The sequence below is a fragment of the Halomonas cerina genome (assembly GCF_014192215.1).
GTDB classification, from domain to species: domain Bacteria; phylum Pseudomonadota; class Gammaproteobacteria; order Pseudomonadales; family Halomonadaceae; genus Halomonas; species Halomonas cerina.
The window spans coordinates 180,312-195,245 of record NZ_JACHXP010000002.1 but is presented as its reverse complement, the minus strand read 5'-3'; the positions used below and the strand labels follow the sequence as shown (position 1 = coordinate 195,245).

General features: G+C 67.6%; 14 protein-coding genes. 9 read left to right on the top strand and 5 right to left on the bottom strand.

Annotated features, from left to right (window positions below; all coding sequences use genetic code 11):
- The first annotated feature begins 130 nt into the window (after positions 1-130).
- The 7 genes from dsbD (at position 131) to purH (ending at position 8,350) form a co-directional block, all read left to right on the top strand.
- A complete protein-coding gene (dsbD, locus tag FHR94_RS02825; RefSeq protein ID WP_183324099.1) occupies positions 131-1,969 on the top strand; it encodes a protein-disulfide reductase DsbD in 1,839 nt (612 codons plus the stop codon).
- A gap of 205 nt (positions 1,970-2,174) precedes the next feature.
- Positions 2,175-2,636 carry an acetyl-CoA carboxylase biotin carboxyl carrier protein gene (gene accB / locus FHR94_RS02820; protein WP_183324098.1) on the top strand — a complete coding sequence of 154 codons (462 nt, stop codon included), beginning with the start codon at positions 2,175-2,177 and terminating at the stop codon, positions 2,634-2,636.
- Positions 2,637-2,664: 28 nt separating this feature from the next.
- Complete coding sequence (accC, locus tag FHR94_RS02815; RefSeq protein ID WP_183324097.1) at positions 2,665-4,005, top strand: acetyl-CoA carboxylase biotin carboxylase subunit; 1,341 nt, start codon at positions 2,665-2,667, stop codon at positions 4,003-4,005.
- A gap of 91 nt (positions 4,006-4,096) precedes the next feature.
- Positions 4,097-5,041, top strand: a complete 945-nt coding sequence (gene prmA, locus FHR94_RS02810; protein WP_183324096.1) for a 50S ribosomal protein L11 methyltransferase — start codon at positions 4,097-4,099, stop codon at positions 5,039-5,041.
- Between the two features lie 256 nt (positions 5,042-5,297).
- Positions 5,298-6,356, top strand: a complete 1,059-nt coding sequence (gene dusB / locus FHR94_RS02805; protein WP_183324095.1) for a tRNA dihydrouridine synthase DusB — start codon at positions 5,298-5,300, stop codon at positions 6,354-6,356.
- Positions 6,357-6,430: 74 nt separating this feature from the next.
- Positions 6,431-6,691: a DNA-binding transcriptional regulator Fis gene (gene fis, locus FHR94_RS02800; protein WP_246389808.1), complete on the top strand. Its 261-nt coding sequence runs from the start codon at positions 6,431-6,433 to the stop codon at positions 6,689-6,691.
- A 78-nt stretch (positions 6,692-6,769) separates the two neighbouring features.
- Positions 6,770-8,350, top strand: a complete 1,581-nt coding sequence (gene purH, locus FHR94_RS02795; protein WP_183324093.1) for a bifunctional phosphoribosylaminoimidazolecarboxamide formyltransferase/IMP cyclohydrolase — start codon at positions 6,770-6,772, stop codon at positions 8,348-8,350.
- A gap of 218 nt (positions 8,351-8,568) precedes the next feature.
- Here the strand turns inward: purH and FHR94_RS02790 are convergent, their stop codons facing one another.
- From FHR94_RS02790 to folE, 3 genes are all read right to left on the bottom strand, one after another.
- A complete protein-coding gene (locus tag FHR94_RS02790) occupies positions 8,569-10,026 on the bottom strand; it encodes an NAD-dependent succinate-semialdehyde dehydrogenase (RefSeq protein ID WP_183324092.1) in 1,458 nt (485 codons plus the stop codon).
- A 113-nt stretch (positions 10,027-10,139) separates the two neighbouring features.
- The gene (folX, locus tag FHR94_RS02785; RefSeq protein ID WP_183324091.1) at positions 10,140-10,550 is read right to left on the bottom strand and encodes a dihydroneopterin triphosphate 2'-epimerase; all 411 of its coding nucleotides are present in this window, start codon (positions 10,548-10,550) and stop codon (positions 10,140-10,142) included.
- 14 nt (positions 10,551-10,564) lie between these two features.
- The gene (folE, locus tag FHR94_RS02780; protein ID WP_183324090.1) at positions 10,565-11,125 is read right to left on the bottom strand and encodes a GTP cyclohydrolase I FolE; all 561 of its coding nucleotides are present in this window, start codon (positions 11,123-11,125) and stop codon (positions 10,565-10,567) included.
- A gap of 280 nt (positions 11,126-11,405) precedes the next feature.
- Here folE and FHR94_RS02775 point away from each other — a divergent pair, with 280 nt between their 5' ends.
- Positions 11,406-11,921, top strand: coding sequence for a hypothetical protein (locus FHR94_RS02775; RefSeq protein WP_183324089.1), 516 nt, complete (start codon positions 11,406-11,408; stop codon positions 11,919-11,921).
- An 85-nt stretch (positions 11,922-12,006) separates the two neighbouring features.
- Here the strand turns inward: FHR94_RS02775 and FHR94_RS02770 are convergent, their stop codons facing one another.
- Together FHR94_RS02770 and FHR94_RS02765 are read right to left on the bottom strand one after the other, a co-directional pair.
- Positions 12,007-12,993 carry a serine/threonine protein kinase gene (locus tag FHR94_RS02770; RefSeq protein WP_183324088.1) on the bottom strand — a complete coding sequence of 329 codons (987 nt, stop codon included), beginning with the start codon at positions 12,991-12,993 and terminating at the stop codon, positions 12,007-12,009.
- A 42-nt stretch (positions 12,994-13,035) separates the two neighbouring features.
- A complete protein-coding gene (locus FHR94_RS02765; protein ID WP_183324087.1) occupies positions 13,036-13,749 on the bottom strand; it encodes a ComFC family protein in 714 nt (237 codons plus the stop codon).
- 70 nt (positions 13,750-13,819) lie between these two features.
- Between FHR94_RS02765 and bioB the strand changes: the two genes are divergently transcribed.
- Positions 13,820-14,932: a biotin synthase BioB gene (gene bioB / locus FHR94_RS02760; RefSeq protein WP_183324086.1), complete on the top strand. Its 1,113-nt coding sequence runs from the start codon at positions 13,820-13,822 to the stop codon at positions 14,930-14,932.
- The last annotated feature ends 2 nt before the right edge of the window (positions 14,933-14,934 follow it).

Genomic DNA, 14,934 nt, shown 5'->3' with positions numbered 1-14,934 from the left:
GCTACTGGGTTATCCTAGCATCTGTTCACCACAGTGCTCGCGTCGGAACCCCGATGGCCCTTCAGGGTCCCATGTGGCGTTCCTCACCCCGAGCCCCAGCGATTTCGACCGACCACCTCAAGGAAGCGCCGTGTCTTACGCCCGCCGCCTCGCCTGCCTGATCGCTCTGCTGCTGATCCCGCTCAGTGCCGGCGCCCAGTGGTTCACCTCCAGCGACGATGCGTTCCTGCCGGTGCTCGAGGCCTTCCAACCCAGCGCCTGGCATGACGGTGAGACCCTGTGGGTAGGCTTCGAGAACGCCGAGGGCTACTACCTCTACCGTCACCGCTTCGAGGTCGCCTCCCGGGACGCCTCGATCGTTCTCGGCGAGCCGGACCTGCCGCCCGGCGAAGCCAAGAGCGACGAGTTCCTCGGCGATGTCAACGTCTTCTACGACCAGCTGGTCTTCGCGGTGCCGATGGAGGGCGCCCCACGCGGCCCGTTGGGGATCCGTCTGACCTTCCAGGGCTGTGCCGATGCCGGCCTCTGCTACCCCCCCGAACATGTCGAGTTGGAGGCAGCGCAAGGCCCGGCACCGCCCGCCTTCGCCGCCTGGTCTGGCGAGGCGCCCACGGCCGAAGGCGTGGCGCTGGACACCGCCCGCGCCCCCATGGCGCCTCAGAGCGAGGATGGTCGCTTCCAGGCCCTGATCCAGGAGGCCAGCCTGCCCCTGGTCCTCGGGCTTTTCTTCCTCGCCGGCCTGGGCCTGACCTTCACGCCCTGCGTGCTGCCCATGGTGCCGATCCTGTCCTCGATCATCGTCGGCCAGCACCCCAGCCGTCCCCGCGCCTTCACGCTCTCGGCCAGCTACGTGGCCGGGATGGCACTGACCTATGCGTTGGTCGGCGTCCTCATGGGCCTGTTCGGAGCCGGCCTCAATCTCCAGGCTCGGTTGCAGTCGGCGCCGGTGCTGATCACCTTCGCGGGGCTCTTCGTGGTCTTCGCCTTGGCCATGTTCGGCACCTTCGACCTGCGGCTCTCGCCCCGCCTGGCTTCACGCATCGATGCCTGGCAGGCCCGGGCCCAGCGCAGCGGTCCTGCCGGCCTGGCCCTGGCCGGGGCGCTGTCGGTGCTGGTGGTCTCACCCTGCGTCTCCGCGCCCCTGGCCGGGGCCCTGGTCTTCATCTCCTCCACGGGGGACGCCCTGGTAGGCGGCGCCGCCCTGCTGGCCCTGGCACTCGGCATGGGCGTGCCGCTGCTGCTGGTGGGCACCTTCGGCACCACCCTGCTGCCGCGCTCCGGCGCCTGGATGGCCGGCGTCAAGACGGCTTTCGGCATCCTGCTGCTGGGCGTGGCGATCTGGCTGGTGGAGCGTTTGGTGCCGGGGCCTGTCGCCCTGCTGCTGTGGGCCGCCCTGGCGCTGGGCACCGCATTGGCCCTCGGTGCCCTGAGCCTGGACCGACCCAACGGCTGGCCCCGGGTCCGTCAGGCTGGCGGCATCCTCTTGCTCGTCTGGGGCATCACCCTGGTGATCGGTGCCGCAAGCGGCGCCGGTGACCCTCTCCGGCCGCTCGCTCAGGCCCCTTCCCGGACCGCCGATGTCGCGGCCGATCCGCCCCGCGCCGTGACGACCGTCAAGAGCCTGCCTGAGCTGCGCTCGGCCCTGGCCGAGAGCGAACGACCGGCGCTGGTCAACGTCACCGCCGACTGGTGCATCTCCTGCAAGGTCATGGAGCGCGAGGTGTTCCCCGCCCCGGCGGTGGCCACCGCCCTGGCCGACTTTCGGCACATCGAGGTAGATGTCACCGAGACCGATGCCACCAGCCGGACGCTGCTCGAGCACTATGCCCTGTTCGGCCCGCCGAGCCTGCTATTCTTCGACGACGGCCGGGAGCTGCGCTCGGCGCGGATCCAGGGCGAGGTCAACGCCGAGCAGCTGGCCAGCCATCTGACAGGGGTCCAGGCCTGGCTGGACGATCGGCGGAGCTGACGGCTAACCTCGTTCATGGCAAAGCGCGAACAGCGTTCGCCCTCTGCTGGACATCAACGCCGATTTTCGGCACACTCCGCCAACGCTGCTTTTCAAGGCCAATAGAGGCGACAAGAGACGCTATCTTGCCGCGATCTATTGCGAGTTGGCCAGGGTTTACAGCGCCTTCGGCCACCCCCGAATCCAACCGGTCGAGACAAACGTCATGGATATCCGCAAGGTCAAGAAGCTGATCGAGTTGCTGGAAGAGTCGAACATCAGCGAGATCGAGATCCAGGAAGGCGAGGAGTCGGTGCGCATCAGCCGTCACCCCAACGGCACGGCCTGGCCGCAGCCCACCGCTCCCGCCTGGCCGGCGCCGGGGCAACCGGCGGCCGCCCCGGTGGCCGCCCCGACCGAACCGGCGGCGGCCGACGAGGGCCCTGCCTACCGGGGCCATAGCGTGAACTCGCCGATGGTCGGCACCTTCTATCGGTCGCCGGCCCCGGGCTCCAAGCCCTTCATCGAGGTGGGCTCGAGCGTCAAGAAAGGCGAGACCATCTGCATCGTCGAGGCGATGAAGATGATGAATCAGATCGAGGCCGACCGCGACGGCGTGATCGAGGCGGTCCTGGTCGAGGACGGCGAGCCGGTCGAGTTCGACCAGCCGCTGCTCGTCATCTCCTGAGCTTTCCACAACACTGGCGGACCCCATCATGCTGGACAAGGTTCTCATCGCCAATCGTGGCGAGATCGCCCTGCGCATCCTTCGCGCCTGCAAGGAACTGGGCATCCGGACGGTCGCCGTGCACTCCAAGGCCGACCGCGAGTTGATGCACGTGCGCCTGGCCGACGAGGCCGTATGCATCGGCCCGGCCCCCTCGGCCCAATCCTACCTCAATATTCCCGCGCTGATCAGCGCCGCGGAAGTCACCGATGCCAGCGCCATCCACCCCGGCTACGGCTTCCTCTCCGAGAACGCCAACTTCGCCGAGCAGGTCGAGCGCTCCGGCTTTACCTTCATCGGGCCGAAGGCCGAGACCATCCGCCTGATGGGCGACAAGGTCAGCGCCATCGAGTCGATGAAGCAGGCCGGCGTCCCCACGGTGCCGGGCTCCGACGGGCCCTTGGGGGACGACGAGGGCGAGATCGTCACCACGGCGCGGCGCATCGGCTACCCCGTGATCATCAAGGCGGCCGCCGGCGGCGGCGGGCGCGGCATGCGCGTGGTGCATACCGAGGCGCACCTGCTCTCGGCGGTCAACGTGACCCGTACCGAGGCCCACTCGGCCTTCGGCGACGGTACCGTCTATATGGAGAAGTTCCTCGAGAACCCGCGCCACGTCGAAGTCCAGGTGCTGGCCGACGGCCAGGGCAACGCCATCCACCTCTATGACCGAGATTGCTCCCTGCAGCGCCGCCACCAGAAGGTGATCGAGGAGGCGCCGGCCCCCGGCATCGATGCGGCCGCCCGCGCCGAGGTGCTCGAGGCGTGCCGACAGGCCTGTATCACCATCGGCTACCGGGGCGCCGGCACCTTCGAGTTCCTCTACGAGGACGGCCAGTTCTTCTTCATCGAGATGAACACTCGGGTCCAGGTGGAGCATCCGGTCACCGAGATGGTCACCGGGGTGGACATCGTCTGCGAGCAGCTGCGCATCGCCTCGGGCCTGCCGCTCTCGGTGCGCCAGGAGGACGTCAAGCTCAACGGCCACGCCTTCGAGTGCCGGATCAACGCCGAGGATCCCCGCACCTTCATGCCGTCTCCCGGCAAGGTGACCCTCTATCACCCGCCGGGCGGGCTTGGGGTGCGCATGGACTCTCATGTCTATACCGGTTACACGGTACCGCCCCATTACGATTCGCTGATCGGCAAGCTGATCACCTGGGCCGTGGACCGCGAGACCGCGCTGATCCGCATGCGCAACGCCCTGGACGAGCTGCTGGTCGAAGGCATCAAGACCAACACCGACCTGCACAAGGACCTGGTGCGTGACGGCCACTTCCAGCAGGGCGGCGTCAACATCCACTACCTGGAGAAGAAGCTTAGCCTGTAGGCCGGCATGACGCTCCCGCGGGGCGGCCAGGGCCGCCCCGCTTGCGTTGCCTTTCCCCTCTGCTCCATCCCCGACCCCCAGGAGACGCCTCATGCCCTGGCTGCAACTCAAGGCCCATATTGCCCCCGAGCAAGCCGAGACCCTGGAGGAGCTGCTGCTCGCCGAGGGCGCCACCGCCATCACCCTGCAGGATGCCCATGACGACCCCGTCTTCGAGCCCGAGCGCGGCAGCACCCCGCTGTGGGACGAGACCGTCCTCACCGGCCTCTATGACGACCTGGAGGGGGTCGAGGCGATGCTCGACCGGGTCCGCCAGGCTTGGGCCACCGAGCACCCCGGTGAGCCCTGTCCCGAGATCGAGCATGAACTGCTCGCCGACCGGGACTGGGGGCGGGAGTGGATGGCGGATTTCCAGCCGCTGCAAATGGGCCAACGGCTATGGATCGTGCCCAGTTGGCACGCCCCACCGGCGCCCGACGCCGTCAACCTGCACCTGGACCCGGGGCTGGCCTTCGGCACCGGCACCCACCCCACCACGGCGCTGTGCCTGGCGTGGCTCGATGGCCTGGCGATGGACGGCGCGCTGACCGACCAGACGCTACTCGACGTGGGCACGGGCTCGGGCATCCTGGCCATCGCCGCCCTCAAGCTCGGCGCCCGGCATGCCACCGGCACCGATATCGACCCGCAGGCGCTTTCGGCGAGCCGCGACAACGCCGAGCGCAACGACGTGGCCGAAGGCGACTTCCGGCTCTGCTATCCCGAGCAGCTCGAGGCCGCCAGCCGCTTCCCCATCGTGGTGGCCAACATTCTGGCCGGCCCGCTGGTGGAGCTGGCCCCGATGATCGCCGACCATGTCGCGCCGGGCGGCCGCCTGGCGCTGTCCGGCATCCTCGAGCCCCAGGCCGAGGAGGTGCTCGACGCCTATCGCGACCGCGGCCTGGTCATGGACGAACCCGAGGTGCGCGAGGGCTGGATACGGCTGTCCGGACGGCGCTCCGTCGGGCGGCGATCCGTCGGGCGGCGCCCAGGCTGAGACCGTCCCCAAGGGCTATCGCAGTTACGCAAAGCGAGGGGCGCTGGGGGCAAAGCCGAAGAGGAGGTCCTATGCCAGGGATGGCGTCGGTAGCGCCCAGGGAGGGGTTTACAGCGCCTCCTCGCAGGCTTGTCTCCAGATCAGCCCCGCGCGATGGAAGCTATCTGCGATAGTCCTTGGCCGTCCCCCGGCTGCCTTCACCATCCACCGTGGGGGGCGTATAGTATGTCCCCCCTTCGCACCATCGGTCGAACCCATGCCCGACTCTCATCCCCTGCCCCGCATCGGTCGCCACATCCTGCCCAACCGGGTGGTGCTGGCCCCCATGGCCGGCGTCACCGACCGCCCTTTCCGCGCGCTCTGCCGCCGGCTGGGCGCGGGCCTGGTGGTGGGCGAGATGGTGACCTCGGACCCTAGCCTGTGGCACACCCGCAAGTCGCGGCTGCGCATGGATCACCGGGGGGAACCCGGACCGCGCAGCGTGCAGATCGCCGGCGGCGACGCGGCCATGCTCGCCGAGGCCGCTCGGCTCAACGTCGGCATGGGCGCCGAAATCATCGACATCAACATGGGCTGCCCCGCCAAGAAGGTCTGCAACAAGGCCGCCGGCTCCGCCCTGCTGCGCGACGAGCGGCTGGTGGCCGAGATCCTCGAGGCGGTGGTGGCGGCCGTCGACGTACCGGTCACCCTGAAGATCCGCACCGGCTGGTGCGCCGAGAGCAACAATGGGGTGCGCGTGGCGCGAATGGCCGAGGCCGCCGGCATTCAGGCGCTCGCGGTGCATGGTCGCCATCGCCAGCAGTGCTACGGCGGCGAAGCGGAGTACGACACCATTGCCGCGATCAAGGCCGCCGTCTCGATCCCCGTGTTCGCCAACGGGGATGTCGCCTCGCCCGAGAAAGCGGCGCATGTCCTCGACTATACTGGAGCGGATGCGGTGATGGTCGGTCGCGGCGCCCAGGGCAACCCCTGGATCTTCCGCGAGATCGACCACTACCTGCGCCATGGAGAGCACCTGCCGCCTCCCGGCACCCGAGAGCGGGCCGAGGTGCTGCGCGACCACCTCCTGGCGCTCCACGACTTCTATGGTGAGCACATGGGCGTGCGCATCGCCCGTAAGCATCTCGGCTGGTACCTGGCCGGCGATGCCCGCTTCGACGATACCGGCCGGCGCGCCCTGAGACGTACCTTCAATGGCCTGGACGACGCCGCTGCCCAGTGCCGCTTCATCGACGAACTATTTCGTCACGATCCCGCCACGGCGCCTCGCCGTGTGGCCCGGGCCGTGACGCCGGATGGAACCTGTGCCGCATGAACAGCAGCCACGCCTTTGACCCCTCCCCGTCGCAACCCGGTCTCGGCACCGGCGCCGGCCTCGATCTTGCCGGCATGAGCGATGGCAACCGTCCCGAGCCGCAGGATGACAGGCCCCTTCGCGAGGCCGTCGACGCGGCCATGCACCGCTACTTCGATCACCTCGACGGCAGCAGTGCCACCGACCTCTATGCCATGGTGATGGCCGAGGTGGAGGCGCCGCTGCTTGCCTCGGTGCTGGAGCACACCCGCGGCAACCAGACCCGCGCCGCCGAGATCCTCGGCCTCAACCGCGGCACCCTGCGCAAGAAGCTCAAGCACCATGGCCTGATCTAATCCCCGAGGGCGCAGGCATACCCGCGCTGCCCTCGGCAGTACCGTCTTTTCGATTTTTTCCGCTAGAGAGTGACTTCCATGGCCCATGCCACCCCCCTCCCGGTCCGCCGCGCCCTGCTCAGCGTCTCCGACAAGACCGGCATCGTCGACTTCGCCCGCCGCCTCACCGAGCAAGGCGTCGAGCTGCTCTCCACGGGTGGCACCTTCCGCCTGCTGGCCGAGAACGGCATCGCCGTCACCGAGGTCGCCGAACACACCGGCTTCCCCGAGATGATGGATGGCCGGGTCAAGACACTGCATCCAAAGATCCATGGCGGCATCCTGGGGCGTCGCGGCCAGGACGACACGATCATGGCCGAGCATGGCATCGCCCCCATCGACATGGTGGTGGTCAACCTCTACCCCTTCGCCCAGACCGTGGCCCGGCCCGACTGCACGCTCGAAGAGGCCATCGAGAACATCGACATCGGCGGCCCGACCATGGTGCGCGCCTGTGCCAAGAACCACGCCGATACCACCATCGTGGTGGCGGCCGACGACTATGGCCGGGTGCTGGCGGAGATGGCCGAGCATGACGGCGCGGTTTCTGAGGCCACCCGCTTCGACCTGGCCGTGAAAGCCTTCGAGCATACCGCCGGTTACGATGCGGCCATCGCCGACTACCTGGGCCAGCGAGTGCCCGGCGGGGAGGATGGCTTCCCGCGCACCTACAACCTGCAGTTCATCAAGAAGCAGGCCATGCGCTACGGCGAGAACCCGCACCAGAACGCGGCCTTCTACGTCGAGGCCGACGCCAGCGAAGCCAGCGTGGCCACCGCCACCCAGCGCCAGGGCAAGGCGCTCTCCTTCAACAACGTCGCCGACACCGATGCCGCCTTCGAGTGCGTCAAGGCGTTCACCGAGACCGCCTGCGTGATCGTCAAGCACGCCAATCCCTGCGGTGTGGCGGTGGGCGCAAGCCCGAGGGAAGCTTACGAGAAAGCCTTCGCCACCGACCCCACTAGCGCCTTCGGCGGTATCATCGCCTTCAACGTACCGCTGGACGCCGAGACGGCCCGCGTCATCATCGACCGCCAGTTCGTCGAGGTGATCATCGCCCCCGGGGTGGAAGACGAGGCGGAAGCCATCGTTGCTGAGAAGAAGAACGTGCGGCTGCTGGACGTTAGCGCCCACTGGCCCGGCGAGCGCGAGCACGCTCACGACTTCAAACGCGTCACCGGCGGGCTGCTGGTCCAGGACCGCGACCTGGGCATGGTAGGCCGCGACGAGCTCAGCGTGGTCACTGAACGGGTGCCCACCGAGCAGGAGATGCGCGACCTAGCCTTCGCCTGGAAGGTCGGCAAGTACGTCAAGTCCAACGCCATCGTCTATGCCAAGAACGGCCAGACCATCGGCGTGGGGGCCGGCCAGATGAGCCGGGTCTACTCGGCGAAGATCGCCGGCATCAAGGCCGCCGACGAGGGGCTTTCGGTGCCCGGCTCGGTGATGGCGAGCGACGCCTTCTTCCCCTTCCGTGACGGCATCGATGCCGCGGCCGCCGCCGGCATCGCCGCGGTGATCCAGCCCGGCGGCTCCATGCGCGATCAGGAGGTGATCGACGCCGCCAACGAGGCCGGCATCGCCATGGTATTTACCGGGATGCGGCACTTTCGGCACTGAGCGCCGAGCGCCGAGCGCCGAGCGCCGAGCGCCGAGCGCCGAGCGCCGAGCGCCGAGCGCCGAGCGCCGAGCGCCGCAGGATGGTGTCACAGCCATTTCTGGCGTCAACAAGAAAACCCCACCGGGCTCAACACCCGGTGGGGTTTCACGTTCTTTGCCTCGCTACCGGCCGCCCGTCACCGACCAGCTTGGCGCTTGCAGCTCGGCGCTTGGCGCTGTCAACCCAGATCGATACACAGGTACTTGGTCTCCAAGAACTCGTCGAGGCCCTGGTGGCCACCCTCGCGGCCGAGACCCGAGGCCTTGACCCCGCCGAAGGGAGCAGCGGCGTTAGAGATCAGTCCGGTGTTGACACCCACCATGCCGTACTCCAGGGCATCGGCCACCCGCCACACGCGGCCCAGGTCGCGGGAGTAGAAGTAGGAGGCCAGCCCGTACTGGGTATCGTTGGCCATGCGTACCGCCTCCTCCTCATCGTCGAAGGGGAAGACCGCCGCCAGCGGCCCGAAGGTCTCCTCCTGGGCCACCTTCATGCGGCCATTGGCGAAGCTGATCAGGGTCGGGGTGAAGAAGTTGCCCCCCAGCGGATGCGGATGGCCACCGAGCAGCAGCTCGGCGCCATGGTCGACGGCGTCCTGGACATGCTCGCTGACCTTGTCCACGGCCTGATTGTCGATCAGCGGACCGATGTTGACGCCCGCCTGGGTGCCGTCTCCCACCTTGAGCTCGCTGTTCATGGCCACGGCCAGCTTCTCGCAGAAGGCATTGACCACGCTGGACTGTACCAGGAAGCGGTTGGTACACACACAGGTCTGGCCGGCATTGCGGAACTTGGCGGCCATGGCGCCTTCCACGGCGGCATCGAGGTCGGCGTCCTCGAAGACGATGAAGGGGGCGTTACCGCCGAGTTCCAGGGAGATCTTCTGGATATGCTGGGAGGCCTGGGCCATCAGCTGTCGCCCCACCTCGGTGGAGCCGGTGAAGGTGATCTTGCGCACCAGCGGCGACTCGGTCATCGCCGCGGCGATCTCCGAGGCGCGGCCCGGTACCACGTTGAACACTCCGCGAGGCACCCCGGCTCGCTCGGCCAGCAACGCCAGAGCGGTCGCCGAGAAGGGCGTCTGGCTGGCCGGCTTGACCACGAAGGTGCAGCCGGCGGCCAAGGCCGCCCCGGCCTTGCGAGTGATCATCGCGGCAGGGAAGTTCCAGGGCGTGATGGCGCCCACTACCCCGATGGGCTGTTTGGTGACCACGATGCGCTGGTTGGCCTTGGCGGCGGGAACGGTCTCGCCATAGACTCGCCGGGCCTCCTCGGCGTACCAGCGCAAGAAGCTCGCCGCATAGGCGATCTCGCCGGCGGCCTCCTTGAGCGGCTTGCCCTGCTCATGGGTCATGATCATGGCCAGGTCGTCCTGATGCTCCATCATCAGGTCATGCCACTTCATCAGGACGTCCGCGCGCTCCAGGGCGGTCAACGCCCGCCACGCCGGCCAGGCGGCATCGGCGGCCTCGATGGCCCGTTCGGTCTCCGCCCGCCCCAGGCGCGGTACATCACCCATGCTCTGCCCGGTGGCGGGATTGATCACATCGATCTGCTCGCCGCTGTCGGCGGCCACCCAGCTGCCGTCGATATAGGCGAAGGGGCAATAGAGCTGGGTTTCCTTGAGGTCTTCCATTGTCGACTCCTGGCTGCGGAACGTGCATCTCGGGGGTAATGAATTAATGCTAAGCGCAAGCGGGCCTATGCGCCAACCAATACCGCCTACGAAAATGCTGTCAGCCAGCGTGTTCAGAGGGAGTGGCGTGGCTCCCGGGAGTCGGAGAGGGTAACGGAGACGGAGTCGGCGAAGCGCAGCGCGTGGGGCTTGTCGATCTCAACCTGGGCGGTGAGTACCGGCGAGTGGCTCATGATCAGGTCAAGCACCTCCCGAGTCATGCGCTCGAGCAGCAGGAAGCGGCGATCCTCGACCAGCGCGATCATCTCCTTGGTGATAGTGCGATAGTTCAGCGCCTGCTCGATACGGTTGAACTCGACCGCCTTGTGGGCCCGGTAACGGATCACTGCATTGATTACCACGTCCTGCCGGTTGCGGATTTCGTCGTCCTTAATGCCGATGTGGGTCCGCAACCGCAGGTTCTTGATGCGAATGGTGGCCAGCTCGTGATCGAAGTGCTGGTCGTCCAAGGCATGTATCGGCATGTACGGTGCCTCCTTCAGCGTCCGCTGACCAGGGTAAGGAACTCCTGGCGGGTACTCTGATTCTCGCGGAAGGCGCCAAGCATCACCGACGACGTCATGCTGGAGTTCTGCTTCTCGACCCCGCGCATCATCATGCACAGGTGGCTCGCCTCGATCACCACCGCCACACCGCGTGCCTCGGTGACTCTCAGCACGGCCTCGGCGATCTGGCGGGTGAGATTCTCCTGAATCTGCATGCGGCGGGCATACATGTCGACAATACGCGCGAACTTGGACAGCCCCAGCACCTTGCCACTGGGCAGATAGGCGATATGACACTTGCCGATGAAGGGCAGCAGATGATGCTCGCACATCGAGTAGAGTTCGATGTCCTTGACCAACACCATCTCGTCGGTATCGGAAGCGAAGACGGCGCCGTTGACGATCTCCTCCAGCGACTGGGTATAGCCGTGGTTGAGGAATTGCATCGCCTTGGCGGCCCGCCTGGGGGTGTCGCGCAACCCCTCCCGGTCCGGGTCCTCTCCCAGTTCGACGATGATGCGGCGATAGTGGTTGGCAAGTTCTTCGGACGACATGATCAGGCCCCCATGGCAGAGTCGTAGTCCTGAGGCAGCGGCGATGGCCGGGCCATCATTTTTATACAATAACTATACATATTTTTTGTAAAGTAAAACATCCAGCATGCCGGACGAGCCATTCTAGCGCAAGCCGTCCGCCCCTGCAGGCCAGGGTCCGACACTCGGCTCAGGGTCAGTGACAGAATGTCGCGCCGGCCGGCCGGCTGCCCGGGACACCGAGGTATGGTAAGGTATGGGCATTCTCATGCAGTGCCCAAGTCACCCCCGAGAGCCCGACATGATCAAGCCCCTTGCCCTGCTGCTGGCCACCGCCCTCGTGCCGAGCCTGGCCATGAGCGACACCCTGGAACTGCCTGCCGATGCCGAGATCACGGTCCAGGTTATCGACACCCTGACCCTGGACAACGCGACGCCACGCCATGATGACATCGTGCTGCGTCCGGTCGCGAACAGCGACGCCCGCCACCGCCTGCCGGACTACTGCGTGGTGATCGGCGATGCGCAACGCGACGGCGAGCGCATCCGCCTCACCACCAAGGCCCTGACCTGCATCGAAACCGAAGGCAGCGAAAGTGAGATCTACAGCGGTGAGTTCTCCGCCGGGGCCTATGACCGCGATGGTCACTTCGGCCTCGACGCCTGCCAGGCCGAGCGTTGTACCCTGCGCCCCGAACATCACTTCACGCTCCGGCTGGCCAGCCCGATCCGTATCGAGGAGCAGGTCAATCCCTCCGCCGAGATCAACGCCGAGCGGCGCCGGGCCGACGAGGCCGCAGAGGCCGGCGACGACTGACCCCGCTTTCAGTCTCCCCCGGCATGATGCGAGCGCCTCCGCTGGGGGCGTGGCGGTGTCCGGGCCGCCCCGAGCGTGGCGGCCCTCAGGCCAACCAGCGGGGCGAGCGCTCGAGGAGCTGGCGCTGCTGTTCCAGTTCGCGGAGATGGCCGTCCCAATAGCCGGCATCGGCCAGCCAGGGAAAGGCCACCGGGAAGGCGGGATCCTCCCAGCGCGCCACCAGCCATGCGCTGTGGCGCAGTAATCGCAGCGTGCGCAGGGGCTCGACCAGGACCAGCTCTTTTCGGTCGAAGTCGCGATGCTGCTCATAGCCCTCGATGACCTCGGAGAGCTGCATCTGGCGCTCGCCGGCCTCCTGGGCGGTCAGCAGCATCCACACGTCCTGGACCGCCGGCGCCATCACCGCATCATCGAAGTCCACCAGGGCAAAATGCTCGTCCCGCCCGAGGATATTGCCGATATGGCAGTCGCCCTGCACACGGATCGCCTGCCGGGACGTCCAGGCATGCGGCTCAAGCTGACGATGCAGCGCCGCGGTGAGGCGCGCGTAGACCTCGCGCTGGCGACGGTCCAGCCAGCCACTCGCCAGCACCTGCTCGGTCGCCTCCCGCACCATGACGTCCAGATCCAGCGCGCGGCGCTGGGCGAAGGCGCGTTGCGCCCCCACCGCATGCACGGCACCGATCAGCTCGCCCAGGGCGAAGAGGTGCACCGGGTTTTCAAGCTCCGGGGCCTGCCCGGGAAGCTGGGGAAAGACGGCGAAGCGAAAGCCCTCGGCGCGATGCAGGCTGACCTCGCGGGCATCCCGCCAGGGGGCCGCCACGGCCACGCCCGCGGCCGCCAGCTCGGCCAGGAAGTCATGCTCCTCCTGGATCTGCGCATCCGTCCAGCGCGCCGGACGATAGAACTTCACCACCCAGCGCCGGCGCTCCTCGTCATGCACCAGGAAGACCCGATTCTCGTAGCTGTTGAGGGCGAAGGGCTCGCCGGGCAGCCAGAACCCCAGCGACTCGACCGCCGCCACGACCCGGGCAGGATCGAGCAGGGCGAAGGGATGCGGGTGGTGTGACATGGCAGACTCCGGTGGCGGCGACGAGGCGTCATGCTACCAGAGTCACTGCCCGCGCGGGGTCCGGGCGATGGCCCAGGCCTCGATGTGCTCGGCCCCGGCCCGTCGGCAGGCCTCGGCCAGGGCCTCCAGGGTCGCGCCGGTGGTCATGACGTCATCCAGCAGCGCCACCCGGGGCGGCAGCCGGGTGGGCACCTCGAAGGCCGAGCGCAGGTTGGCCCGTCGCTCACGGCGCCCCAGTCCGCGCTGGCTCGGCGTGTTGCGCCGGCGGCGCGCCACCCGTATCGGTATTCCCAGCCGTCGCGCCAGGCGCCTGGCCAGCCAGCCGGCCTGGTCGAAGCCACGCCGACGGGCGCGCTCGGGATGCAGCGGCACGGCCAGCAACGCCTCGGGCATCGGTACATCCCGCTCGCTCCACGCGGCCGTCAGCAGCGCCAACAGCACGGTCCCTGCCCGAGGCGAGGCATGAAACTTGAACCGCTGCATCAGCCGGACAATCTCTCCTTCGTAGCGTAACGGCACACGGGTCCGCTGGAAGGCAGGGGGTCGTCTCAGGCAATGCCCGCAGACCCGCCCTCTGAACCATCCCGGTTGAGGCTCGGCGCAGCGCGGACAAGACGCCAGGTTCCAGGGTAGCAAGGCGAAGCAGTCCCGGCACCAGGGTCGGCCGGCCTCGCTCGGCGCCAGGCAGAAGGCACAGCGCCCCGGGAGACCGCGGCGCAGCCAGTCGTCAACCTCGACATCACGAAAGGTTGACATAAGGCCCGCACGCCGTAACCTGTCCGTCAACCCCCTGATCACCGACCCGTTGACCATAAGCGAGCCTGCCATGCCTGTGCGCCCCCACGAGACCGTCACGGATGATCTGACCCTAGCCGCCCGCCACGGGCTTCGCCACGACTGGTCCGTCGACGAGATCGAATCGCTGTTCGCCCTGCCCTTCAACGACCTGCTGTTCCACGCCCAGCAGGTCCATCGGAGCCATTTCGACCCCAATGCCGTCCAGGTCTCGACCCTGCTCTCCATCAAGACTGGTGCCTGTCCGGAGGACTGCAAGTACTGTCCCCAGTCCGGCCACTACAACACCGGGCTCGACAAGGAGAAGCTGCTCGAGATCGAGAAGGTGGTCGAGCAAGCGCGTGCCGCCAAGCAAGCCGGCGCCAGCCGCTTCTGCATGGGCGCCGCCTGGCGCAGCCCGCGAGAGAAGGATCTGCGCGTGGTCATGGAGATGGTCAGCCAGGTCAAGGCGCTAGGGCTCGAGACCTGCATGACGCTGGGCATGGTGGACACCGACCAGGCGAGCCGGCTCGCCGAGGCCGGCCTCGATTACTACAACCACAACCTCGATACCTCGCCGGACTACTACGGCGAGATCATCACCACCCGCACCTATGCCGACCGCCTGGAGACCCTGGCCAACGTGCGCGAGGCGGGCATGAAGGTCTGCTCCGGCGGCATCCTCGGCATGGGCGAGGCCCCCCGGGACCGCGCCGCCCTGCTCCAGCAGCTGGCCCGGCTCGACCCGCATCCGGAATCCGTGCCCATCAACATGTTGGTCAAGGTGCCGGGCACCCCTCTCGAGGATGTGGAAGACCTCGACCCTATCGAGTTTATCCGCGCCATCGCCGTGGCGCGTATCCTGATGCCCAAGAGCCACGTGCGCCTCTCCGCCGGCCGCGAACAGATGAGCGAGTCGACTCAGGCCCTGGCCTTTTTGGCCGGCGCCAATTCCATCTTCTACGGGGACACCCTGCTGACCACGGGCAATCCCCAGGTGGAGCGCGACCGGGCGCTGTTCGACAAGCTCGGCCTGCATCCGGAGCAGGTGGAAACAAGCGCGCACGAGACCTGTGCCGACGACGCGCGGACCGAGGCCGCCCTGGAGGACGCCATCCAGCGCCACCCGAACAGCGCGCTGTTCTACGATGCCGCCCGGGCCTGATC